The organism is Janthinobacterium sp. GW821-FHT03C08, assembly GCF_059420905.1.
The window spans coordinates 342,466-365,844 of sequence record NZ_JBWKUP010000004.1 but is presented as its reverse complement, the minus strand read 5'-3'; the positions used below and the strand labels follow the sequence as shown (position 1 = coordinate 365,844).

Annotated in this window: 24 protein-coding genes; 7 read left to right on the top strand and 17 right to left on the bottom strand. The window is 65.2% G+C overall.

Features of this window, described 5'->3' with window-relative positions:
- The first annotated feature begins 89 nt into the window (after window positions 1-89).
- Window positions 90-605 (top strand): DUF6265 family protein, encoded by a 516-nt coding sequence (locus AC07VL_RS07920; protein WP_494805347.1) that lies wholly within the window; start codon window positions 90-92, stop codon window positions 603-605.
- A gap of 43 nt (window positions 606-648) precedes the next feature.
- Here AC07VL_RS07920 and AC07VL_RS07915 read toward each other — a convergent pair whose 3' ends face one another.
- From AC07VL_RS07915 to AC07VL_RS07855, 13 genes are all read right to left on the bottom strand, one after another.
- Entirely contained in the window at window positions 649-1,947 is a 1,299-nt protein-coding gene (locus AC07VL_RS07915; protein WP_494805346.1) for an NAD(P)/FAD-dependent oxidoreductase, read from the bottom strand.
- A 20-nt stretch (window positions 1,948-1,967) separates the two neighbouring features.
- Window positions 1,968-2,495, bottom strand: coding sequence for a hypothetical protein (locus AC07VL_RS07910; RefSeq protein WP_494805345.1), 528 nt, complete (start codon window positions 2,493-2,495; stop codon window positions 1,968-1,970).
- Between the two features lie 92 nt (window positions 2,496-2,587).
- On the bottom strand, window positions 2,588-3,349 hold the full coding sequence (locus tag AC07VL_RS07905; protein WP_494805344.1) for a transporter: 762 nt from the start codon (window positions 3,347-3,349) through the stop codon (window positions 2,588-2,590).
- A 77-nt stretch (window positions 3,350-3,426) separates the two neighbouring features.
- Entirely contained in the window at window positions 3,427-5,082 is a 1,656-nt protein-coding gene (locus AC07VL_RS07900; RefSeq protein WP_494805343.1) for a methyl-accepting chemotaxis protein, read from the bottom strand.
- 231 nt (window positions 5,083-5,313) lie between these two features.
- A complete protein-coding gene (locus tag AC07VL_RS07895) occupies window positions 5,314-6,696 on the bottom strand; it encodes a multicopper oxidase family protein (RefSeq protein WP_494805342.1) in 1,383 nt (460 codons plus the stop codon).
- A gap of 2 nt (window positions 6,697-6,698) precedes the next feature.
- Window positions 6,699-8,069: a TolC family protein gene (locus AC07VL_RS07890; protein ID WP_494805341.1), complete on the bottom strand. Its 1,371-nt coding sequence runs from the start codon at window positions 8,067-8,069 to the stop codon at window positions 6,699-6,701.
- A gap of 1 nt (window position 8,070) precedes the next feature.
- Entirely contained in the window at window positions 8,071-8,436 is a 366-nt protein-coding gene (locus AC07VL_RS07885) for a hypothetical protein (RefSeq protein WP_494805340.1), read from the bottom strand.
- 109 nt (window positions 8,437-8,545) lie between these two features.
- A complete protein-coding gene (locus tag AC07VL_RS07880) occupies window positions 8,546-8,968 on the bottom strand; it encodes a hypothetical protein (RefSeq protein ID WP_494805339.1) in 423 nt (140 codons plus the stop codon).
- A gap of 56 nt (window positions 8,969-9,024) precedes the next feature.
- A complete protein-coding gene (locus AC07VL_RS07875; protein ID WP_494805338.1) occupies window positions 9,025-9,546 on the bottom strand; it encodes a hypothetical protein in 522 nt (173 codons plus the stop codon).
- A gap of 134 nt (window positions 9,547-9,680) precedes the next feature.
- Window positions 9,681-11,231, bottom strand: coding sequence for a diguanylate cyclase (locus tag AC07VL_RS07870; protein ID WP_494805337.1), 1,551 nt, complete (start codon window positions 11,229-11,231; stop codon window positions 9,681-9,683).
- Between the two features lie 190 nt (window positions 11,232-11,421).
- Window positions 11,422-11,979, bottom strand: a complete 558-nt coding sequence (locus tag AC07VL_RS07865; RefSeq protein WP_494805336.1) for an NADPH-dependent FMN reductase — start codon at window positions 11,977-11,979, stop codon at window positions 11,422-11,424.
- Window positions 11,980-12,066: 87 nt separating this feature from the next.
- Window positions 12,067-13,185 carry an alanine racemase gene (gene alr / locus AC07VL_RS07860; RefSeq protein WP_494805335.1) on the bottom strand — a complete coding sequence of 373 codons (1,119 nt, stop codon included), beginning with the start codon at window positions 13,183-13,185 and terminating at the stop codon, window positions 12,067-12,069.
- A 13-nt stretch (window positions 13,186-13,198) separates the two neighbouring features.
- Window positions 13,199-14,488 (bottom strand): D-amino acid dehydrogenase, encoded by a 1,290-nt coding sequence (locus tag AC07VL_RS07855; RefSeq protein ID WP_494805334.1) that lies wholly within the window; start codon window positions 14,486-14,488, stop codon window positions 13,199-13,201.
- Between the two features lie 105 nt (window positions 14,489-14,593).
- On the opposite strand from AC07VL_RS07855, the gene AC07VL_RS07850 reads away from it, so the two are divergent.
- From AC07VL_RS07850 to AC07VL_RS07835, 4 genes are all read left to right on the top strand, one after another.
- Window positions 14,594-15,094 (top strand): Lrp/AsnC ligand binding domain-containing protein, encoded by a 501-nt coding sequence (locus AC07VL_RS07850; RefSeq protein WP_071322999.1) that lies wholly within the window; start codon window positions 14,594-14,596, stop codon window positions 15,092-15,094.
- A 148-nt stretch (window positions 15,095-15,242) separates the two neighbouring features.
- Window positions 15,243-15,590, top strand: a complete 348-nt coding sequence (locus AC07VL_RS07845) for a hypothetical protein (RefSeq protein WP_290602195.1) — start codon at window positions 15,243-15,245, stop codon at window positions 15,588-15,590.
- Between the two features lie 128 nt (window positions 15,591-15,718).
- Entirely contained in the window at window positions 15,719-16,285 is a 567-nt protein-coding gene (locus AC07VL_RS07840) for a carboxymuconolactone decarboxylase family protein (RefSeq protein ID WP_494805333.1), read from the top strand.
- 91 nt (window positions 16,286-16,376) lie between these two features.
- Window positions 16,377-17,237, top strand: a complete 861-nt coding sequence (locus AC07VL_RS07835; RefSeq protein WP_494805332.1) for a tetratricopeptide repeat protein — start codon at window positions 16,377-16,379, stop codon at window positions 17,235-17,237.
- Here the strand turns inward: AC07VL_RS07835 and AC07VL_RS07830 are convergent.
- The gene (locus AC07VL_RS07830) at window positions 17,214-18,182 is read right to left on the bottom strand and encodes a GlxA family transcriptional regulator (RefSeq protein ID WP_494805356.1); all 969 of its coding nucleotides are present in this window, start codon (window positions 18,180-18,182) and stop codon (window positions 17,214-17,216) included. The two genes, AC07VL_RS07835 and AC07VL_RS07830, sit on opposite strands and share 24 nt — an antisense overlap.
- A 136-nt stretch (window positions 18,183-18,318) precedes the next feature.
- Between AC07VL_RS07830 and AC07VL_RS07825 the strand changes: the two genes are divergently transcribed.
- Window positions 18,319-18,957, top strand: a complete 639-nt coding sequence (locus AC07VL_RS07825) for a cysteine hydrolase family protein (RefSeq protein ID WP_494805331.1) — start codon at window positions 18,319-18,321, stop codon at window positions 18,955-18,957.
- A 54-nt stretch (window positions 18,958-19,011) separates the two neighbouring features.
- A complete protein-coding gene (locus AC07VL_RS07820; RefSeq protein WP_494805330.1) occupies window positions 19,012-19,572 on the top strand; it encodes a YdcF family protein in 561 nt (186 codons plus the stop codon).
- A gap of 135 nt (window positions 19,573-19,707) precedes the next feature.
- On the opposite strand, the gene glpK is transcribed toward AC07VL_RS07820, so the two are convergent.
- The 3 genes from glpK to AC07VL_RS07805 form a co-directional block, all read right to left on the bottom strand.
- Window positions 19,708-21,201 carry a glycerol kinase GlpK gene (gene glpK, locus AC07VL_RS07815; protein ID WP_494805329.1) on the bottom strand — a complete coding sequence of 498 codons (1,494 nt, stop codon included), beginning with the start codon at window positions 21,199-21,201 and terminating at the stop codon, window positions 19,708-19,710.
- 81 nt (window positions 21,202-21,282) lie between these two features.
- Complete coding sequence (locus AC07VL_RS07810) at window positions 21,283-23,010, bottom strand: ABC transporter substrate-binding protein (RefSeq protein ID WP_494805328.1); 1,728 nt, start codon at window positions 23,008-23,010, stop codon at window positions 21,283-21,285.
- 63 nt (window positions 23,011-23,073) lie between these two features.
- Window positions 23,074-23,379 carry a DUF2160 domain-containing protein gene (locus AC07VL_RS07805; RefSeq protein ID WP_494805327.1) on the bottom strand — a complete coding sequence of 102 codons (306 nt, stop codon included), beginning with the start codon at window positions 23,377-23,379 and terminating at the stop codon, window positions 23,074-23,076.

Below are 23,379 nucleotides of genomic sequence, written 5' to 3'. Positions count from 1 at the left end.
AAAGTGTTTGCCGTGTGCAGCCCAGCATCGGCTACACTGGGCAGGCGCCCCCCGGGGACCGCCCACACATCGCAACGACAGGAGATGGCATGCTACGATACGCAATGACCTTGCTGGCAGCGCTGCTGGCCATGGGTGCGGCCCGGGCCGCCGGCAACACCGTGCCGCCGCCGGAAACGGTGGACAAGCTGGCCTGGCTGGCCGGCTGCTGGAACGTCGATGGGGCCGAACCGGGTTCCGGCGAACAGTGGAGCACGGCCGCCGGCGGCACCCTCCTCGGCACGAGCCGCACGGTAAAGGGCGGCAAGACGACGGATTTTGAATTCGTGCAGATCCGCCTGACGGAACCGGGCCAGCTGGCCTACATCGTGCAGCCATCGGGCCAGCCGCCCGTCGTCTTCAATCTGCTGCGCCAGGACAAGCCGCATGTATTCATCTTCGCCAACCTGGACAACGACTTTCCCAGCCGCATCATCTACCGCCGCGACAGCGAGCGCATCCTGCACGCCAGCATCGTGGGCACCCTGAAGGGCAAGCTCACCACGATCGACTACCCCATGACGCGGGGCCGCTGCGAAGCGGCGCCCGTCGTGCGCAGCAAATAAAAAGGGGCCGCAAGGCCCCTTGTTTTGATACGGCGCAAACTGCTTAGTGCAGCTTGACCTGCGGCGTGCTGCGCTTGATCAGGAAGCGGCCCATGGCCATGACGGCCGTGCGCACGCTGCCCAGCACGGCATTGTGGTGCATCAGGTGCAAGCTCACATACATCATGCGCGCAACGAATCCCTCGACGAACCAGCTCAGGCCCTTGAGCGAACCCATCAGCGTACCGACGGAGGTGGTGCGGCCGAACGACACGAGCGAACCGTAATCGAGGTATTCATACGGTTTCGTCTGCGGCGGCTTGCCCTTCGCCTGCAGCACGAAGGTCTTCAGCAGGTAATCGGCCTGCTGGTGGGCGGCCTGGGCGCGCGGCGGCACCAGCTTGCCGTCCGGCCCCGTGCAGGCGGCGCAGTCGCCCAGCGCATAGATGTTCGCATGGCCCTGCACGTTGAGCATGCCCGTCACTTCCAGCTGGCCGGCGCGGTTGGTCGGCAAGCCCAGGGTGGCGAGGAATTCCGGCGCGCGGATGCCGGCCGCCCACACGCAGATGTCGGCCGCGTAGCTGGTGCCGCTGGCCACCGTCACCTGGTCGGGGTCGATGGCCGTCACGCGCGTGTCCGTCACCACGGTGATGCCATGCTGGTGCAGCAATTTCGACGCGGCGATGGAGACGCGCTCGGGCAGCGGCGCGAGGATGCGCGGCGCCCCTTCGAGCAGGGTGATGCGCACGTCCTTGATGGCGTTGAGATTCTGGAAGCCGTACGCGGCGTACACGCCGCTTGCTTCGCGCAGCTCGGCCGCCAGCTCCACGCCCGTGGCGCCGCCGCCGATGATGACGATATCGACGCCGGGATGGCCCGCGTCGCCCTGGCGCTGTTCGGCCATGGCCAGCAGCTTGAGCAGGGTCAGGCGGAAACGTTCCGCGTCTTCCGTGGCGTTCAGGGAAATCGTGTTTTCCTTGGCGCCGGGCACGCCGAAGTAATTCGAGGTACTGCCTACGGCCAGCACCAACTGGTCGTAGCTGATGTGCCGCTGCGGCAAGAGCTGCTCATCCTTGTCGGTGGCGATGGCGCCCACGGTGAGGCTGTTCGTGCCGGCGTCGAGCGCGATCAGGGGACCGTAGACATAGGTAAAACCATTGTCATGCGCCAGCATCTGGTACGACAGGCCTTCCTGATGGATGTCCAGGGTGCCGGCCGCCACTTCATGCAGCGACGGCTTCCAGATATGGTACAGGCGGCTGTCGACCAGGGTGACCTGGCCGGCGCCGAGCTTGCGGCTGAGTTTGCAGGCCAGCTCCAGGCCGCCTGCCCCGCCACCTACGATTACGATTTTACTATGCAAAGATCCTCCTGCTTGCTTGTTTAGTCCCTGCGCCCGTTACCGTTGCCGTTGCCATGGCCCCTGCCCGGATTGTCGTCATGCTTGTCGCGCTTGCCTTCATGCTTGTCGCGCTTGTCATCATGCTTATCATAATGGCCGTGATCACGGTCATGGTCCCGATAATCGGGGCGGCCATGCTGTTGCGGCGGACGTCCGCCAGGACGGCCATGGTCGCCATGCTGCTGGCGATAACGGGGCACATACTGGTTGTTATACCAACTATCTTGGACGAAATATACCTCTTGGTTACAGGCATTATACTGGCGGCAGTGCTTGGACCAATGTTTCGCATGGCCGGGCGGCACGCGCAGGTAGATGGGGGCGGCCGAATAGTATTGCGGGCGCTGCACGATGACGGGCTGCGCATAGATCAACTGGGGGGCGGGATAGTCGCCGATGTCGAGGCGTCCGTAAAAGCCAGGCTGGCCGACAGTGACGGAAACGCCGACTTGCGCCATGGCGCCGGTGGCGGCGGAAAGCAGGACGGCGGCAAGTATCAGGGTTTTCATGGAGGCACTCCTTTTATTGGTTATGCCTGCATTGTAGACCCTGCGTAAAAACAAGTTTGTTCGCAAGGACACATAAGAGCGGCGTGGCAAACTCACCACAGCTGGCCCAAAGGCACGACCAGCCCGCTGAACAGCGACCAGTCCGGCGACGCGGCCGTCAGGCCTCTTGCCATGCCGACATCGATGGCCAGGCGCGGCGTGGGACTGTAGGTGGCGGCCAGCAACAGCTGGGCGGTGGCGGGTGCGCCCCGCAGGCGCGTGCCCGACAATTCCGCCGTGGCGCCCCAGCGAGCGCTGACGGGCGTGGAAAATGACGCCGCCCAGCCCGTTTGCACCCTGCCCGTGCCCGGATCGGAGGCGCCCAGGCGCGTGGCGTTCAGGTTCGCATCCATGTGCACGGCGCCCAGGTCGCGGCTGAAAATGCCGTTGAGCGACACGTCGCTCTTGCCGCTGCCGATGGTGTCCCTGGCCGTCGGCGCCTTCCAGCCCAGTTCCAGGCCCAGCGCCGTGGCGCTGTCGAGCAAGAAGGCCCGCTTCAGCACCAGGGTCGTGTCGCCCACGCCCGTCTCGCGCCGGCCCGGCTCGTCGCGCAGGCGCACATACGCCTCGCCTTCGAGCAGCAGGCCCCATTCCGGGCTGAAAGCCAGCTTGAAGGTGTACGGCAGGCTGGCGCGGCGCGTGCCGTCCGTCTTCGTCGCCAGGCCACCCGCCTCGAATTCCAGCTGGCCCGGTGCGGGCAGCTGCGCGGGACTGGCGACGGAAGGGCGATACGGCAGCACGGGTTCGCCCTCCTGCGCCAGGGACACCAGCGGCGCCAGCAGCAGGGACAGGCATAACAAGCGAAGAGACGGCATAAAGGACCCGGAAGTGGCAAACGCGCAATAGCGACAGCCTACCACCGCCGCGCCGATTGCGCGCGGACAAGCCGCACTCAGGCCAGGCGGCGCACGCCCTGCCGCGCCGACGGCGACGGCCGGCGCAGCGGCGTGACATTGGTCGCGGGCGGCACGGCTATGTGCTCGGCCTGGGCATGCAGGCGGAACACGCCCACCAGCTCCGTCAGGGTCTGCGCCTGGTCCTGCAGCGATTCGGCGGCCGCGGCCGCCTCTTCCACGAGGGCCGCGTTCTGCTGCGTCACCTGGTCCATCTGCAGCACGGCCTGGTTGACTTGCTCGATGCCGGCGCTTTGCTCGGCGCTGGCGGCCGTGATTTCCTGCATGATGTCGGCCACTTGGCGCACGCTGGTGACGACTTCATCCATCGTCTTGCCCGCGTCATGCACGAGCTTGGCACCAGCTTCCACCTGGTCGACGGAGTCGCCGATCAGGGTCTTGATTTCCTTGGCGGCACTGGCCGAGCGCTGCGCCAGGTTGCGCACCTCGGATGCCACGACGGCAAAGCCGCGGCCCTCCTCGCCTGCCCGGGCCGCTTCCACGGCCGCGTTCAAGGCCAGGATATTGGTCTGGAAGGCGATGCCGTCGATGACGCTGATGATGTCGACGATCTTGCGCGAGGACGCATTGATCGACTCCATGGTCTGCACCACCTGCTCCACCGCGGCGCCGCCCTTGCCCGCCACGTCGGAGGCGGCGCCGGCCAGCACATTGGCCTGGCGCGCATTGTCCGCATTCTGGCGCACGGCCGAGGTCAACTGCTCCATCGACGAGGCCGTTTCCTCCAGGGAACTGGCCTGCTCTTCCGTGCGGGACGACAGGTCCAGGTTGCCCTGGGCGATTTCGCCCGAGGCCGTATTGATGGTGTCCGTGCCCGAGCGCACCTGGCTGACGATGCCCACCAGCTTGTCGCGCATGGTCTTCATGGCAAACAGCAAGCTGCTGCTGTCGTGGCTGGCCGTGCGGATATCCACGGTGAGGTCCCCTTCGGCAATGGCGCCGGCGATCTGCACGGCATACGCCGGTTCGCCGCCCAGCTGGCGCGTCAAAGCCCGCGTGATCAGCGCCCCCAGCGCCAGCCCCGCCGCCACGCTGCCCAGCACCAGCGCGATCATGAAGCTGCGGCTGGTCTCGTACACGCTCGACGCCTGCGCCGCCGCCGCCCTGGCCCGCTCCTCTTTCTGCGTGGACAATTTATCCAGCATGCCATCGAGCTCGTCGGCATGCTGGCGCGTCTTGTCGAGCAACTGCGTCAGGGTGGCGCTGCGCTGCGCCAGCGGCTCGGCAGCGGCCAGCTCCAGCGCCTGCCGCATGGTGGCGACATACTCGGCCTCGACGGTGGCAAAGCGGGCAAACAGTTCCTTCGCCGCCGGCGAGACGAACAGGGGCTGGGCCTTGGCCAGGCTGTTCTTGTTATTCTCTAGAAATTTTTCGATATCGGCCTGGCGCTTGCTGCGCTCTTCCTGCGTGGTGGCCAGCAAGAAATTGCTGCGCGCGCGGCCCACCTTGATCAGGGCGATATTGGCTTCCTTGATGTACGACAAGCCCAGCAGCTCGTTGTTGTACATCTGCCCCGCCATGGTGTCGATCTTGCCCATATTGAAGATGCCGATGCCGGCCACGATGGCCCCCATCAGGGCGACGCAGAAAAATGCCGCCAGCAAGCGCGTTCCCACCTTCATCTGATTCAACATGATTCCTCCGGTTTTCAGCCATGCCACCACGCCGTGGTCGTGCACAGCGGCGCCGGACATGGCCGGGACGAGCAGCGCTTCAAAGAAACGGGATAAGGTGAATATAAAGAAAAAAGGGCAGACAAAATACTCGGATTGTCACTATTCTACAATTCCTTAATCTGAAGCAACACGCAAAACGGCTTGCCATGTTAGGCAAGCCGTCAGATTCAGCAGGGCCTGCCAGACATCTTAATGCCCGGCGTGCCCGCCCGGCTTGCGCACCGTCATCTGCACGCCACCGTGGGCCGGCAACTTGCCCGCGCCCTGGCCGCGCACGGGTTCCGGCAAGGCGCCCGTCCATTCATAGGCCAGGGTGCCGGCCGGGTGCTTGTACCAGCCCGGGTCGCGGTAATCGCCCGGTTTCTGGTCCTTGCGCACCTTCACCGTGGTAAACATGCCGCCCATGCCGATGGCGCCGAACGGGCCGTCGCCGGCCATCATCGGCAGGGTATTGTCGGGGATGGGCATCTGCATCTCGCCCATGTCGGCCATGCCCCGCTCGCCCATCACCATGTAACCGGGCACGAGTTGGTTGATCTTCGCCGCCACGCCCTGGTGGTCAACGCCGATCATGGTGGGCACGTCATGCCCCATGGCATTCATCGTGTGGTGCGACTTGTGGCAGTGGAAAGCCCAGTCGCCCAGGTCCGTGGCCGTGAACTCCACGGCGCGCATCTGCCCCACGGCCACATCCGTCGTCACTTCCGGCCAGCGCGACTCGGGGCGCGTCCAGCCGCCATCCGTGCCCGTCACCTCGAATTCGTGGCCATGCATGTGAATCGGGTGGTTCGTCATGGTGAGATTGCCCACGCGCACGCGCACCTTGTCGCCCTGGCGCACGACCATGGGGTCGATGCCGGGGAAGACGCGGCTGTTGAAGGTAAACAGATTGAAATCCGTCATGGTCATGATCTTCGGCGTGTAGCTGCCCGGATCGATGTCGTAATTACTCAGCAGGAAAACGAAATCGCGGTCTACCTTCATGAAATTCGGGTCTTTCGGATGCGTGACCCAGAAACCCATCATGCCCATGGCCATCTGCGTCATTTCATCGGCATGCGGGTGGTACATGAAGGTGCCGGGGCGCCTGGCGATGAATTCGTAGACGAAGGTCTTGCCCGGGGCGATGCCGGGCTGGGTCAGGCCCGTGACGCCATCCATGCCGTTGGGCAAGCGCTGGCCATGCCAGTGCACGCTCGTGTGTTCCGGCAATTTATTGGTGACGAAGATGCGCACGCGGTCGCCCTCCACCACTTCGATGGTGGGACCCGGCGACTGGCCGTTGTAGCCCCACAGGTTCGCCTGCATGCCGGGCGCCAGTTCCCGCACGACGGGTTCCGCCACCAGGTGGAATTCCTTGACGTTGTTGTTCATGCGCCAAGGCAAGGACCAGCCATTCAGGGTGACGACGGGGTTGTACGGACGCCCGTTCGGCGGCGGTGGCGGCGCCTTGGTGTCCGCGCCGGCCATCGTGACGGCTTCGGGCAGGGAAGCGGCGCCCACGCGGCTGACGGCCGCCGCACTGAGGGCGACGGCGCCCGCATTCATGAAAAAGTTTCTACGTGTAATCATCATTATTCCTTTGCCGCAGCTGCCGCACCTGGGCCGCTGCCATTGATGGCCGACTGCAATTCGGTTTGCGCGATCCAGAAATCGCGCTGGGTGGCGATGGCGCCGTTCACGCTGGCCACCTGCTCGCGCGCATCGGCCAGCAGTTCGAAGACGCTGGCCAGCATGCCGTTGTAGCGCAGCAACACCTCATGCGAAATCGTCTTGCGCAGCGGCACGACTTCATCGCGGTAGTGGCGCGCCAGGTCGTAGGCCGTGCGGTAGCTGGAATACGCCTCGCGCACTTCCGAGCGGGCTTTCACCGCCGTGCCCGCCGTGCGCTGCAGCGACTGCTCGTACAGTGCCTGCGCCCGGGCGTTGCGCGCCGAGCCCCAGTCGAACAGGGGCAGTTCCAGCGATACTTCATAGCCGTTTTCGCGCGGCGCCCCGCTCGTGCTCTTGTTGGTATAGCCCGCGTCGAGCACATTGACGAAACCCGTCACCTTGGACAGGCCCAGCGCGTCGGCCGTCGCGTGCGCGTCGAGTTTCGCTCTTTGCACGTCGAGGCGCTGCTCCATGGCCTGCGCCTCGATATCGCCCGCTTGCGCCGGCTGGGCCGGCAAGTCGGGCAGGCGCGACGGCAAGGTAAACGCCGTCTGCTTGCCCCACAGGCCCAGCAAGCGCGTCAGGTGTTCGCGGGTGGCCGTGGCCTGGTGGCGCGCGCGGGCCAGGTCGCCGACGGCGTCCGCATAAAACACTTGCTGGCGCGCCTGGTCGAGGCGGCTCCAGTTGCCCGCCTGCTGCAAACGCGTGGCCAGTTCAGCGCCCGCCTCGGCCGACAGCAGCGCCCGCTGCATGAACGCTTCCGTCTGCACGGCGGCCACGGCATTGAAGTAGGCGCGGCGCGTCTCAAGCGCCAGTTGCACGGCGCTGCTGGCCGCCTGCAGCTTGGCCTGCTCGAAACGGCCCCGCTCGATGTTCACGCGCAGGGGCATGGTCAAGAGGCCCGCCAGGTCGAAGCTGACGCCGCGGTCGATTTCATTGCCGTGGCTGCCATGCGAGCGGCCGAAGGACAGGCCCGGGTTGCGCAAGCGCCCCGCCTGCACCAGATCCGCCTCGGAGGCGCCCAGCTCGGCCAGCGCCGCTTTCAGGTCGTGGTTGTGCATCAGGGCGATGCGCACGGCAGTGTCGGCGTCCAGGGGCTGGGCCAGCAGCTGCGCCAGCTTGTCTTCGCCGCCCTCGCCGGCCAGCGCGCCGGGCGCGCCCGTGCGGGCATCGGCCAGCGCGGACACCGTCCCCATGCCGCCATCGGGGCTGAAGCTGGCGCAGCCGCCCAGCAGCAGGACGGCTGCCAGCGCCAGCGGCGTCAGGCACATTGATGTAGTCAAGCGGGCCATCTCAGTGTCCCTCGTGGTGGTGGTGCGGGACGGGCTGGGCATCGGGCTTGGGGCTGGGTTTCTCCATCGGCATCGTGTGCCCCTGCATAGCATGGCCTTCCATCTTGTGGCCGTCCATCTTCATCATGCCCATGTGACCGCCAGCCTTGCCGACTTTCTCGTTCACGGCGCGCCAAATCTGGTCGGGCGTGGCGTCGTCCTCGGCGGCGGGACGGTAGCCGGCGAAGGCGGAGCGGTAGGTGGTGGCCGGCACGGGCGCTTGCGCGTCTTGCGGCGCGGCGGCGGATGGGGCCGGGGCTGCGGCGGCGGCCAGCGGCGCGGCCAGCGCAAGGCCGGCGGCCAGCGCGAGGCGAAGTAATTGCTTCATGGTATTCCTTGAATGACAGGGTATGGCGCGGCGGGCGCGCGGTGGAACGCTGGCGTGCCATCGCCACGTGCAGGGACGTGCGGCGGCGCACCGCCAGGTTCACGGGCGGTCAGGCGGAGTGCGGGCTTCTCGGGGGACGCTCGGGTCCAGGCGGGATATGCCCGGCGAACAGGGAATCGGGCGCCAGCGCCGGGGGCGGCGCGCGCAGGGTCCATGCCGGCAAGGCGGGCATGCCGGGCGGCGCCGTGGCGCCCACGGTGCAGGCGCCATGGTTGCTGCAATCGTGGCCAGGGTGGCCGGCGCCAGCGCCGCCATCGTCCATGGCCATGTGCAGCGGCTGGCCTTGCATCCGCATGTCGGCCATGTCATGGCACTGGGGCGCCTGCATGGCCTCGGCGGCGACCGTGACCGCTGCCGCCCGCTCGTCCACGCAGCAGCTGCGCATGGCCGACGCAAAGCCCTGCAAGGGCAGCGTCACGGCCAGCAGCCACAGCAGCGAGTGGGCAAGGGAGCGGAAAAAGGCACGGTTCATGGCATGACTATAAACCTTCCCACATGAGGAAGGTCAAGTCCCCTTTTGCGCCCCGCTCACTGGGTCAGCCAGATGACGTACACGCCGTAGTAGCCTTCGCCCTCGAACACGGCATGGCCGTCGGCAAACGCCACGCTGTGCACCTGATTGACGGTGAAATAGGCGCGCCGGTCGGCCGTCTCCACGTCGCCCCGGTAGCGGGCATCGGGCGCACGGTAGCCGCTGGCGCGGCCGATGGCCGCCAGCAAGTCGCCGATCATGAAGTCCAGCAGCATCTCGGCCAGCAGCGGCCGGTGGCCGGCCAGCATGGCCGTGATGTCGGGGTAGCCGGCGTCCCTGAGCGCGGGCAAGTCGCTCTCCGCGTATCCGGCGTCATCCTCGCGGCAGGTTTGCACGAAGCTGTCGAAGGGGGCGTCGAGCAGCGGCGCCAGCGCCGCTTCCGGCACGCGCAGGCGGAACGGGTGCAGCGGCAGCGCACAGCGCTGGCCATAGTTGAGGTCGCGGCAGCCGAGGAAGGCCAGCGCGTGCGGCTGCCCGGCGACGTCGCAGCGGATGCCAAGCTCTTGCTCAAACGTCATTGCTGTCCACCCCTGCCATGCCTGCCGTCCCCGTCGTGCGTTCCAGGGCCACATGGTAAGCGCTGGCGCGCAAACATAACAGGCTCAGAAGCAACAGAAAACAGCGTATCAGTTTGTGCCGCACGGCAATGCCGTCAGGCCGGCTCCGTGATGCCCACGCAGTTACGGCCGTTTTCCTTGGCCACGTACAGGGCCGCATCGGCGGCCAGCAGCACGGCGTCCATGCCGCCGCCCTCCTGCTCCGATGACACGACGCCCAGCGACACGGTGACGGGTCCCGCGCCGGGAATGACGGCGGCGGCCACCTTGGCGCGCAGGCGCTCGGCCACCTGCATGGCCACGTCGAGATCGGCGTCGGGCAGCAGCATGATGAATTCATCGCCGCCATTGCGACACAGCACGTCGGCATCGCGCGAGCAGGCGCGCATCAGCTGCGCCAGGCGCAGGATGACGTCATCGCCCACGGCATGGCCCCAGCGGTCGTTGACCTGCTTGAAATGGTCGATATCGATGGCGATGACGGAGAACGCCCGCGCCTGCGCATGCCAGGCGTCCAGCGCCGCCGCCATGCCGCGCCGGTTCGACAGCCCCGTCAGCGGGTCCGTCTGCACGTCCGTCTTCAGCTTGCCGATCTTACTTTGCAGCAATGCCAATCCCTTCAGCAGGGCCTTCTTGATCTGCGCCGCTTCCACGTACCAGGAACGGATGGCGGCGATGTGCTCGGCCGTGCCCGGCGCGTCCATGCGCCGCGCGCCCTCGGCCAGCTGCACCAGGGGCCGCGAAATGAGGCTGGCCAGCCACCAGATGAATGGCAGGCTCAGCAAGGCGATCGGCAGGGAATGCCAGACCGTGTCGGCCATCAGCTGGTTCAGCGGCGCCAGGGTCATGGCCGTCGGCCGCTGCGCCACGATGCCCCAGCCCGTCGATGGCATGATGGCATAGCCGGCCAGCATGTCCACGCCCAGGCTGTTGTCCATGCGCCGGTTGCCGCCGCCCTGCTGCGCGATGATGGCGTCGATGACTTCATTGCTGCCGGCCACGTCGCCCAGGCGTTCCGGGTCCGGGTGGTACAGCAGGCGCCGCTTCTGGTCCACCACGTACAGGTAGGAACCGTCGCGGTAATAGTGCTGGCCCAGCATGGTGTACAGGATGTTTTTCTGTTTCAGGTAAATGCTGCCGCCCACGTAGCCGAGGTAGCGCCCGTCCCTGTCCAGGATGGGATGCGAAATAAAGACCACCAGGTTGCCCGCCGAGGAGACGTAGGGCTGCGTGATCAGCGGACGCCGTTCGCGCAGCGCCTGCGCGGCGCCCGCCGAATCGAGCGTGCGGTGCTTGAGGGCCAGGGTTTCGGGCGACACGCCCAGCACCTTGCCCTGGGCATCGACGATGAGCACGGAGTTAAAACTGTTGGTTTGCAGGCGCAGGCGCTGCGCCTCGGCCGTCAGCCAGGCATCGTCCGCCATGCGCGACGGCAGGCTGGCCGCGCTGTAGGCCAGCTGCTGGCGCGCCGACTGCAGGAAATCCTCGGCCGTGCTGGCCAGCTTGCTGGCATAGGCATGGTTCGCTTCCAGGGTCGTATCGATCAGCAGCTGGCGCTGTACGCGGTAGCTGGCATAAAAGGTATTGGCCAGGGACACCAGGGCACTGGCAAAGGCCACGAGCACGATCAAGCGGCGCAGGTTCATGCGCAGAACAGGTTTAGTCCACATGACGTAGGAGAGAGGCAATATTGCGCAAAAGAAAGGGCGCATTATACCGAGACACCCGTGCCGACATTGAAATCCTGGCATCAATGGGCAGGGATTGTGGACAGGCGGCAACGGCGTGCGCTGCCGCCTTGATATGTATCAAGGATGCCGGGTCAGGCCGGCCGCATCAGGCGTGGATGGCGTGCTTCTTGACCCAGTCCACATAGCGCTGCATCCAGCCCTGGAAGAAGCCCAGGCTGGCGGGACCGATGCCGCCATGCTCGTCGAACAGGCCCTCCTTGGCCTGGATAAACATTTCCGGCTGGCCCAGCAGCGGCACGTCCAGGTAGGCCAGCACGTTGCGCAGATGCTGCTGCGCCAGCGCCGTGCCCGTGGCGCCCACGGACACGCCCAGCACGGCACCCGGCTTGCCGCCCCACACGCTCTGGCCGTAGGGACGCGAGCCATGGTCGAGGGCATTTTTCAGCACGCCGGGAATCGAGCGGTTGTATTCGGGGGTGAGAAACAGCAGGGCTTGCGATGCGGAAATCTCAGATTTGAGGCGCAGCACCTGCTCGGCCTGTGCGCCATCGTCGTCCTGGTCGTACGGCGGCAAGTCGCCGATTTCGATGTGCTTGAAGGAAAACTCGGGCGACGCCAGCTTGATGATGGCATCGGCCAGCTTGCGGTTGAAGGAATCCTTGCGCAGGCTGCCGACGATGATAGCAACGTTATATTGACTCATAGAAATCCCCGATGATGGTTAATAGAAAGCCCCGGAGTGGAATACACACCGGGGCCTATCTTGCCACACAATCATCGGGTTAGCGCGCTAGCGTGCGGACTGCGCGAGGCCGCGATACTCGCGGTAATAGCGCCCGCCCAGGTTGGTCAGCACCTCGTAGCCGATGGTATTGGCCATGGCCGCCACGGCGTCGACGGGGTGTTCGGCGCAGATCAGGTCGACGAGGCTGCCCGGCACGACGCGCTCGCGGGCGATGGCGCTCACGTCCAGGGTGATGGAATCCATGGAAATGGCGCCGATCTGCGGCACTTTCACGCCGTCGACGATGGCCAGGCCCTGGTTGCTCATGCTGCGCAGCCAGCCATCGGCATAGCCGACGGAGACGGTGGCCACCTGGCGCGGCTCGCTGGCCGTGTAGCGGCGGCTGTAGCCCACATGGTCGCCTGCGGCGATCGTGCGCGTCTGCAGCACCTTGCCCTGCAGGCGCACGACGGGACGCAATGGATTGGGCGCGTCGCCCTGCGGCGCGATGCCGTACAGGGCCGCGCCGGGGCGCACCAGGTCGAAGTGGTAATCGGGCGACAGGAAGATGCCCGAGGAATTGGCCAGGCTGGCGCGGTACTGCGGCAGGCGGGCGCGGATGGCGATGAAACGGGCCAGCTGCTCGCCGTTCATCGGATTGGCGCGCTCGTCGGCACACGCCAGGTGACTCATGATGTAGCGCACCTTGATGCCGTCAAGAAAGTGGTCGTCGGCCAGCCAGCCATCGATTTCCTGCGGCGACAGGCCCATGCGCGACATGCCCGTGTCTACCTGCACGATGGCGTCCAGGGCGGTGCCCAGCGCTTTTGCATGCGCGCGCCAGCCGGCCACCTGCGGCTCGCTGTTGAGCACAGGCGTCAGGCCATGGGCCGTGAATTCGCCTTCCGTGCCGACGGGCGGGCCGTGCAGCACGAAGATGGCCGCGTCCGGCGCCACGTGCGGGCGCAGGCTGATGCCCTCTTCCAGGTGCGCCACGAAAAAGTGGCGGCAGCCTTCTTCATACAGGGCCGCGCCCACTTGCGCGGCGCCCAGGCCGTAGGCGTCGGATTTCACGACGGCCGAGCAGGCGGCCGGCTGCGCCTTGTCGCGCAACAGGCGGTAGTTGGCGCGCACGGCGTCCAGGTCCACCGTCAGGATGGCGCCGCTACGTTCCTTTGGAGGCATGCTTCCCGCCATCTCAGGCTCCCGCGTACTGCAGCTTGCCGCCGCGCTGCGCGCCGCTGTAGCGGCCCACGGACAGGTCGTCGGCCAGGATGGCCGGCTTCTTCGACGACATCAGGTCGGCCAGCAATTGCGCCGAGCCGCAGGACATGGTCCAGCCCAAGGTGCCGTGGCCCGTGTTCAGGAACAGGTTGCGCAGCGGCGTGCGGCCGACGATGGGCGTGCCGTCCGGCGTCATCGGGCGCAAGCCCGTCCAGAAGGTCGCCTCGGCCGTGTTGCCGCCGCCCGGGAACAGGTCGTTGACGACCATTTCCAGGGTTTCGCGGCGGCGCGGGTTCAGGTTCAGGTTGTAGCCGGCGATTTCCGCCATGCCGCCCACGCGGATGCGGTCGTCGAAACGGGTCACGGCAATCTTGTAGGTTTCATCGAGGATGGTCGAGACTGGCGCCTTGGCCGCGTTGACGATGGGCACGGTGATCGAATAGCCCTTCAATGGATACACGGGAATGTCGAGCAGCGGCTTCATGAAGCCCGTCGAGTAGGAGCCGAGCGCCACGACGTAGGAATCGGCTTTCACGATTTCCGCGCCGCATTGCACGCCGGCAATCTCGTCGCCCTGCGTCAGCAAAGCATCGATGGCCACGCCATAGCGGAACTTCACGCCCAGGGCCACGGCCATTTCCGACAGGCGGGTGGTAAACAGCTGGCAATCGCCCGTTTCATCGTTGGGCAGGCGCAGGCCGCCGAACAGTTTATTCTTGACGGCTTCCAGGGCCGGCTCCGCGCGCGACAGCTCGTCGCGCTGCAGCACTTCGTACGGCACGCCCGCGTCTTTCAACACTTCGATATCCTTGGCGGCGTCGTTGTATTGCTTTTCGGTGCGGAACAATTGCATCGTGCCTTGCTGGCGGCCTTCATAGGTGATGCCCGCCTCGGCGCGCAAGACCTTGAAGCAGTCGCGGCTGTACTCGGCCAGGCGCACCATGCGCTCCTTGTTGACGGCATACGCTTCCGGTGTGCAATTACGCAACATCTGCCACATCCATTTCAGCTGGGCGGCGCTGCCGTCGAGCGAGATGGCCAGGGGCGCGTGGCGCTGCATCATCCACTTCACGGCCTTCAGGGGAATGCCGGGCGCGGCCCATGGCGAAGCGTAGCCGGGCGAGATCTGCCCCGCATTCGCGAAGCTGGTTTCCAGTGCCGGGCCCGGCTGGCGGTCGATGACGGTCACCTCATGTCCTGCCTTGGCCAGATAGTAAGCACTGGTGACGCCGATGACGCCGCTACCCAGAATCACGATACGCATAGTTTCCTCATTATATTTTTTAGGCTGACGCCAGATTAACCGCTATCATATTGGGAAAGAGCCAGTATTTGTTCACGTATAAATCGAGATATTCAGCAATAAATCATGAGAATCCTTAAAGAATCGGCACGTGGCCTCGACAAGCTGGACCGCCACATCCTGCGCATCCTGCAGCAGGACGGCCGCATCTCGATGAAAGACCTGGGTGAACAGGTGGGTCTGTCCATCACGCCCTGCATCGAGCGGGTCAAGCGCATGGAGCGCGACGGCGTCATCACGGGCTATCACGCCAAGGTGAACCCGGCCGCGCTGGGCGCCAAGCTGCTCGTCTTCGTGGAGATTACGCTCAATCAGAAATCCGCGTCCGCCTTCGAGCAGTTCCGCCGGGAAGTGCTGCAGATACCCGAAGTGCAGGAATGCCACCTGGTCTCGGGCGACTTCGACTACCTGATCAAGGCGCGCATCCATGAAATGGCCGAGTACCGCAAATTGCTCGGCGACATGTTGCTGCAACTGCCCGGCGCCGCCCAGTCGAAAAGCTATGTGGTGATGGAAGAAATCAAGGAAACCCTGGCACTCTCGACGGAAGTACTGCAGAACCGCTAAAGGTACCGCCTGCCGGTACCGACGGCATCACAATTTGAGACTTTGTATAATCTGGTAGCACATTGGCGGCTATCCAAGCACACTCCCCTCCTGACATCACGCCCGTCCCCTCTGAGATTGGAAGCAGTGATGCACACTGGGAGTCCATATGAACACATTGATAAAACTGGCAGCTTCCTGCCTCGCGGGCCTGGCCGTGGCCATGTGCACCGCCAGTGAGTACAAGGTCAACCGCGCGCCGGCGAACGGCGCCATCTATCAGAACATCCAGGTCGGCAAGACCACCCGCCTCGACCTTGACGCCGCCCTGGGCAACGCCACCGTCGTCAGCTTCGACCCCGGCTACGAAGTGTGGGTCTACAAGAACCAGCTGCAGGCGCCCGGCATGACGCGGCTGATCCCCCTGCTGGGCGAAAAAGGCACGCGCGAAGTGGCCGTCATGTTCGACCAGGCCGGCATCGTCAGGAAATTCCGCATTCACGAGCCGCGCAAGTAGGCGCGGGCAGGCACGACTCGGCGCAGGGCGCGCCAGCGTGCGCCAGTGAACGGCCGCCGCCAGCCAGATGGCTATACTGTCTGCTGGCTACGGCCGCCCACCGCCCCCTCACCCAGCAAGGAGTTTCCATGCGCCTGCCCCTGATCGCTCCGCAAGACCTGACGCCCGAACAAAAGCCGCTGTACGACGATATGCGCAAAGGCATCACCAGCAATTTCAACGATTTCATCGCCGTGCGCGACGACGGCGCCCTGATGGGGCCGTGGAATCCGTGGCTGCACGAACCGGCCATCGGCAAGGCGATCTGGGACCTGACCCTGGCCATGACGGCCAACGCCACGCTGCCCGACAAGGTGCGCCAGATTGCCATTTTGGTGGTCGGCGCGCGCTACGACGCCGCCTACGAAATCTACGCCCACATCGCCGTCGCGGAGCGCGAAGGCATGTCGGCCGAGCGCCTGGCCACGCTGGTGGCGGACGTCAAGCCCGTCGACCTGGACCAGCAGGAGAGCATCGCCTACGACCTGGCCTACGCGCTCAGCCGTGGCGGCACGCTGCCGGAGCCGCTGTACCGCCTGGCGCTGGCCACCTTTGGCCAGCACGGCACCAACGAGCTGATCTACCTGGTGGGCCTGTACGCGCTGGTCTCGACCACCTTGAACGGCTTCAACGTGCCGGTGCCGGAACGCGACTGAAGGGCCCTGCCCCTCACTTGCCCCCTTGCGATGGGGAACGCCGGTGGACGCGCTCTTGCTCTACACTGGCGTTTTATCCTCTGCAACCTCCATGCAACCACCTGCAAACCTCGCCCGCATCTCGGTCGAACAAGACTGGCAACACACGACAGCGTATCCGCCCCTCGGCTTCATCCCCTTCGCCGAGGGCGCGCTGGGCAATGGCGACACGTTCGGCCTGTACTGGCCCATCGGGCGCGAAGCGGCGGAACCGATCGTCGTCGAGACCTGGCACGACGAGTGGCGCCTGCAGCCGCACTTTTCCAGCCTGGCGGCGTTTCTGTCAGCCTACGCAAGAGCGGAAGACGAGTACGTCGCCACGCCATCGCTGGCCGACGACCCCGCCTCGCCCCGCGCAGCCTATCTGGAGGCCAGGGAACTGATTGCCCAGCGCAAGCCGGACGCCGCCATCGCGCTGCTGGAAGCGGCGCTGGCCATCCTGCCCGAATACACGGACGCCTTGACCTTGTTGCACGGACAGTATGTGCGCGCGGGAAGAATCGACGAAGCCGTCAAGGTGGCCATCCAGGCCATCATCTCGCCACCATCGTTTGGCGGCCCGCCGCTGAAAGCCTTGCAATGGCTGCGCTCGCAGCCGGTGCCGGACGGGGAACTTGATCCCATCTGGCGCGCCTGCGGGCAGCTGTCGTTCAACTTCGGCGGCAGCAAGGACAATGCGGATTACCCCGTGCTGCTGGCCGCCATCGACACCTATCTGGAACAAGGCAAGCATCTTTCCGCCTCGACCCTGATGCAGACGTATGCCGAACTGATGAGCGCGGAAACCGTCTCGTTCCAGGAACGCTACGAATTTGATCAGACCGCCTTCATCGCGCGGCAAATCGACGTCAGCGCGCAGCTGCCCAACGGCAGCCGGGACACCTCAACGCTATGGCTGCCCGAGCTGGCCTGATTGCTGCCGGAACAGCTTGCGATACGCCGACGGCGACGTCTGCAAGCTGGCGCGGAAATGCTGGCGCAGCGACAGGGCCGTGCCGAAGCCCGCTTCCTGCGCCACGACGTCGATCGAGGCCGCGCTTTTTTCCAGCAGGCTTTGCGCATGCGCAAGGCGCTGGTTCAGCAGCCATTGCTTGAACGACGTGCCCGTCGCCTGGCGGAAATGGCGCGTAAAATTGCGCCGGCTCATGGCGGCCCGTCCGGCCAGCGCGTCGATGCTGTGCGCCTGGCCCAGATTGGCCGTCACGCAGGCCAGCACCTCGGCAAAGCGCCCCTCGCTGCCGGACACGGGCAGCGGGCGCTCGATGAATTGCGCCTGCCCGCCCTGCCGGTGCGGCGCCACCAGCAGGCGGCGCGCCACCCGGTTGGCCACTCCGGCGCCCGCCAGCTGGCGCAGCAGATACAGGCAACAGTCGAGGCCGGCCGCCACGCCCGCCGACGTCAGCACGGCGCCATCGTCCACGTACAGCACTTCCCGGTCCACCTTGACTTTGGGATAGCGGGCCGCCAGCCGGTCCGCCATGCCCCAGTGCGTGGCCGCGCTCTTGCCATCCAACAAGCCCGCCTGCGCCAGGGGAAACGCGCCCAGGCACAGGCCCACCATGCGCGCGCCGCGCCCGCTGGCCGCCTGCAAGGCCGCGACCAGGGATGGCGCCGCATCGCGGCAATCGTCGTGCCAGGCCGGCATGATGACGATGTCGGCGCCGTCCAGCCCTTCCAGGCCGAACTCGGGCGTGATGGCGAAGCCGGCCGCCGTGCGCAGGGGCACGGGATCGGCGGCGCACACGCGCACGTGGAAAGGCGGCAGGTCGGCCTCGTCCGTCTGGGCGCCAAACACGAGGCAAGGCACGGACAAGTGGAAGGGCGTCATGCCGTCGAAGGCGATCACGGCCACGCTCAAGGGGGAAGAAGAAATGGTAGGCATGGCCCGATTTTATCGCAGATAGGCCTTCGGGCCACTTTTTGTTTGTGCCGTGCGGCTTGAAAATGGCTGTATCGGGAAAGTCCTTCCTCTTTCAACCATTCAGGAGTCACGCATGTCCAACACTACCGCACCGCGCCGCGCACTGCTCGTCATCGACGTGCAAAACGAATACTTCACGGGCGACATGCCGATCGAATATCCGTCCGTCAATATTTCCCTGCCCAATATCGTCACCGCCATGGCCGCCGCCCGCGCCGCCGGCGTGCCCGTCATCGTCGTCCAGCACGATGCGCCGGAAGCTTCTCCCATCTTTGCAAAAGGCAGCGACGGCTGGCAGCTGCATCCGCAAGTGGCCGCCTTTGCCGCCGACCACCGCATCAACAAGACCATGGGCAGCGCGTTTGCGGGCACGGACCTGCGCGCCTGGCTGGAGAGCCACGGCATCGACACCCTGACGGTGATCGGCTACATGACGCACAACTGCGACGCCGCCACCATCTACCAGGCCGCGCACGACAGCTTGCAAGTCGAGTTCCTGCAGGACGCCACCGGCACCCTGCCCTACGCCAATGCGGGCGGCACGGCCAGCGCCGAGGAAATCCACCGCGTCTTCAGCAGCGTATTTCATTCGAATTTCGCCGCCGTCGCCAGCACGCAGGACTGGCTCGACGCCGTGCGCGCAGGCAAGCCTCTGGAAAAGGACAATATTTATCTGTCGAACCAGCGCGCGAGAAAAGCGCAGGTGAACTGACGCCGGCGGGAATGGACGGGTATCATGCGTCCATTCCCTACTTGATGATGAACGATGCGAAAAATAACTGTGCCGGGCCTGACGGCTGCTGGTGTTTTCCTGCTGGCCACCGCCGCCCTGGTGCTGGCGGGCCTGAACGACAAGCTGGCGCCCGCCGACGTGATCGTCGTGCCCGGCAACACGATCCTGCCGGACGGCACGCCCAGCCCCCGCCTGCAGGCGCGGCTCGACGCGGCGCTGACGCAATTCCAGGCAGGCCGGGCACCGCGCATCCTCGTCAGCGGGGCGACGGGCAAGGAAGGTTTTGACGAGGCCGCATCGATGGCCCGCTACCTGCTCAAGCGCGGCGTGCCGGACGGCGCCATCATTGAGGATAATCAAGGCTGGACCACGGACGCCACGGCCCGCAACGCAGCGCTTCTCATGCGCGCACACGGCTGGAAGACAGCCATGGTCGCCACGCAATACTTTCACGTGCCCCGCTTCCGGCTGGCGCTGGAGCGGGCCGGCATCGCCGTCAGCGGCAACGTGCATGCGCCGTATGTCGAACTGCGCGACCTGTATTCCGTGCCGCGCGAGACGGTGGGCTATGCCGTGTATTTCGCGCGCCACTAAGAGTACCTAACATAACCTACTGCGCGTCGCGATTTGCGGCCTCCGATGCTCACTGTGCATTCGCACAGCTGCGCTTCTCAGCCGCAACTCACTGCCGCTCGCTACGGTTCTGTTAGGCACTCTAAGCACCCATTCTTACTCGCTCCAGTCGCGCGAGCGCTCCACCGCCCGCTGCCATTTATGCAAGCGCGTCAGCCGTTCGTCGGCCGCCATGGCCGGTTCGAATCGGCGTCCCACCTGCCACTGGGCGGCGATTTCTTCCTGCGAGACCCAGAAGCCCACGGCCAGGCCCGCCAGGTAGGCGGCGCCCAGGGCCGTCGTTTCCGTCACCACGGGGCGCACCACGGGCACATTCAAGATGTCGGCCTGGAACTGCATCAGCATGTCGTTGCGGGCCGCGCCGCCGTCCACGCGCAATTCCGATAACGCAATGCCCGCATCGTCCTGCATGGCCGACAGCACGTCGACGTTCTGGTACGCCACGCCTTCGAGCGCCGCACGCGCGATGTGCGCCTTGCCCGTGCCGCGCGTGATGCCGATCAGGGTGCCCCGTGCGTACGGGTCCCAGTACGGTGCGCCGAGGCCCGCGAAGGCGGGCACGAAGACCAGGCCGCCCGAATCGGGCACGCTGGTGGCCAGCGCTTCCACTTCGGACGAGTCGCGGATGATGCCGATGCCGTCGCGCATCCATTGCACGGCCGCGCCCGCGATGAAGGCGCTGCCTTCGAGCAAGTAATCGGTTTGATCGGCGTCAACGCCCAGGCTCCAGCCCACCGTCGTCAGCAGCCGGTTTTTCGATGGCAAGGGGCGCTTGCCCACGTTCATCAGCATGAAGCAGCCGGTGCCGTAGGTATTCTTCGCCATGCCCGGTTTTAGGCAGGCCTGGCCAAACGTGGCGGCCTGCTGGTCGCCCGCGATGCCGGCGATCGGCACGGCCACGCCCAGCAGGTCAACGTAGGTGTGCGCGGCCACGCCGCTCGAGGGCACGACGTCGGGCAGCAGCGAGGCGGGAATATCGAGCAGCGCCAGCAGATCCGTGTCCCATTGCAGGGTATGGATGTTGAACAGCATGGTGCGCGCCGCGTTGCTCGTGTCCGTGATGTGGGCGCCGCTCATCTTGTAGATCAGCCAGCTGTCCACCGTGCCGAAGGCCAGCTCGCCCCGCTCGGCGCGCGCGCGGGCGCCGTCCACATTGTCGAGCAGCCATTTGAGCTTGGTGGCGGAAAAATACGCATCGAGCACGAGCCCCGTCTTGCGCTGGATCATGTCCGCCTTGCCCTGCTCCACCAGCTGTTCGCAAAAGGCCGCGTTGCGGCGGTCTTGCCAGACGATGGCGTTGGCGACGGGCTCGCCCGTGGCGCGGTCCCACAGCACCGTCGTTTCGCGCTGGTTGGTCACGCCGATGGCGGCCACGTCGGAGGCCGCCACGCCGCTGTCGCGCAAGACCTGCCGCAGCACGCCCTCTTGCGACGCCCAGATTTCGCCCGCGTCATGCTCGACCCAGCCCGGCTGGGGGAAAATCTGGCGAAATTCGCGCTGCGCACTGGCGTGCGGCCGGCCCGCATGGTCGAACAGGATGGCGCGCGAACTGGTGGTGCCCTGATCTAAAGCAAGTATGTATGTGGTCATGGTCGCTACTACGTCGTTACAGTGAAAGGGGCACGGACAAGCGGCCGTGCCCCGGGAAAGCGGCGGCAGGAGTTTACACGACTACCTGACCTTGCCCTCTTTCCATGCCTGCAATAATTTATCGTAGGCAATCGTTTCGCCCTTCGGCTTTTCATTCGCCAGCTTTTTCCATGGCGCGTGCTGGTCCGACAGATACTGGTTCGGGTCGCCTTTCGGATTGAGCTTGGGCGCGCACGCCTTCATGCCGGCCCGCTGCAGGCGCGCCATGACCTGGTCCATTTCCTCGGCCAAGTTATCCATGGCGGCTTGCGGCGTTTTTTCCGCCGTGATGGCCGTGGCCACGTTTTTCCACCACAATTGCGCCAGCTTCGGATAGTCGGGCACATTGTTGCCCGTCGGCGTCCACGCCACGCGGGCGGGGCTGCGGTAGAACTCGATCAAGCCGCCGTATTCGTTCGCGTGTTTCGTGAAGTAATCGTGGCGGATGTCGGAATCGCGGATGAAGGTCAGGCCGACGATGGATTTCTTCAGCGACACGGTTTTCGAGGTGACGAACTGCGCATACAGCCAGGCGGCCGCCTTGCGGTCGTCCGGCGTGGACTTGAACAGGAACCACGAGCCGACGTCCTGGTAGCCGTTCTGCATGCCCTCTTTCCAGTACGGGCCGTGCGGCGACGGCGCCATGCGCCATTTCGGCGTGCCGTCCTTGTTGACCACCGGCAAGCCCGGTTTCGTCATGCCGGCCGTAAATGCCGTGTACCAGAAGATTTGCTGGGCGATTTCACCCTGCGCCGGCACGGGGCCCGATTCCGAGAAATTCATGCCGTTCGCCTGCGGCGGCGCGTATTTCTTCATCCAGTCGATGTATTTCGTCAGCGCAAAGACGGCCGCCGGGGAATTGGTGGCGCCGCCGCGCGACATCGAGGCGCCCACGGGCGTGCACTTGTCGGCCGCCACCTTGATGCCCCACTCGTCGATGGGCAGGCCGTTCGGAATGCCCTTGTCGGCCGCGCCCGCCATCGACAGCCACGCATCCGTAAAACGCCAGCCCAGCGACGGATCTTTCTTGCCGTAATCCATGTGGCCGTAGACTTTCTTGCCGTCCAGCTCCTTCACGTCATTCGTGAAGAAGTCGGCGATATCTTCATACGCGGACCAGTTCTGCGGCACGCCCAGTTCATAGCCATACTTGGCCTTGAACTTGGCTTGCAAATCCTTGCGCGCGAACCAGTCGGCGCGGAACCAGTACAGGTTGGCGAATTGCTGGTCGGGCAACTGGTACACCTTGCCGTCCGGCGCCGTGGTAAAGCTGATGCCGATGAAATCCTTCAGGTCCAGGCCGGGATTCGTGAATTCCTTGCCCTTGGCGGCCATGTAGTCGGACAGCGGTTCGACGGCGCCATAGCGGTAGTGGGTGCCGATCAGGTCGGAATCGGAAATCCAGCCGTCATAGATGCTCTTGCCGGACTGCATGGACGTTTGCAGCTTTTCCACCACGTCGCCTTCCTGGATGATGTCGTGGCGCACCTTGATGCCCGTGATTTCCTCGAAGGCCTTGGCCAGGGTCTTCGATTCGTAGACGTGGGTGTCGATGGTTTCCGAGACGACGGAAATTTCCTTGATGCCCTTGGCTTTCAGCTTGGCGGCCGCATCGATGAACCATTTCATTTCAGCCAGCTGTTGCTGCTTGTTCAGGCTGGATGGCTGGAATTCCTTGTCGATCCAGGTTTGCGCCTGCCTGGCGTCGGCCAGGGCCGCGTTCGACACGAGCATGGCCGCAGCCGCGAAGACCGTGAACTTCAATTTCATCGTGAATCTCCTTTTTAGTTGTCATCCGGCCTGCGGTGGCGGGCCGGTATTCTCATCTACGACTTATCCCCAACGCATTACCACCAACAACACTACAAAACTGATGCCGGCGCCTATCGCCTGCTGCATTTCCGTGAACCCCGCCCAGGCCAGGTTCACGTACGCCGCCGTGAGCAAGCCGATGAACAGGCGGTCGCCGCGCGTCGTCGGCATCGGCAGGAAACCCTTGCGTGCTATGCTGGGTGAACGGATTTGCCAGATCGTCATGCCGGCCAGCATGAGGCCGATGCAGATGAAAAAGACGGCCACTTCCGGCGTCCACGCCATCCAGCCGAACAAGCTGGCGGTGCTATCCGTATTGTTTTCCAT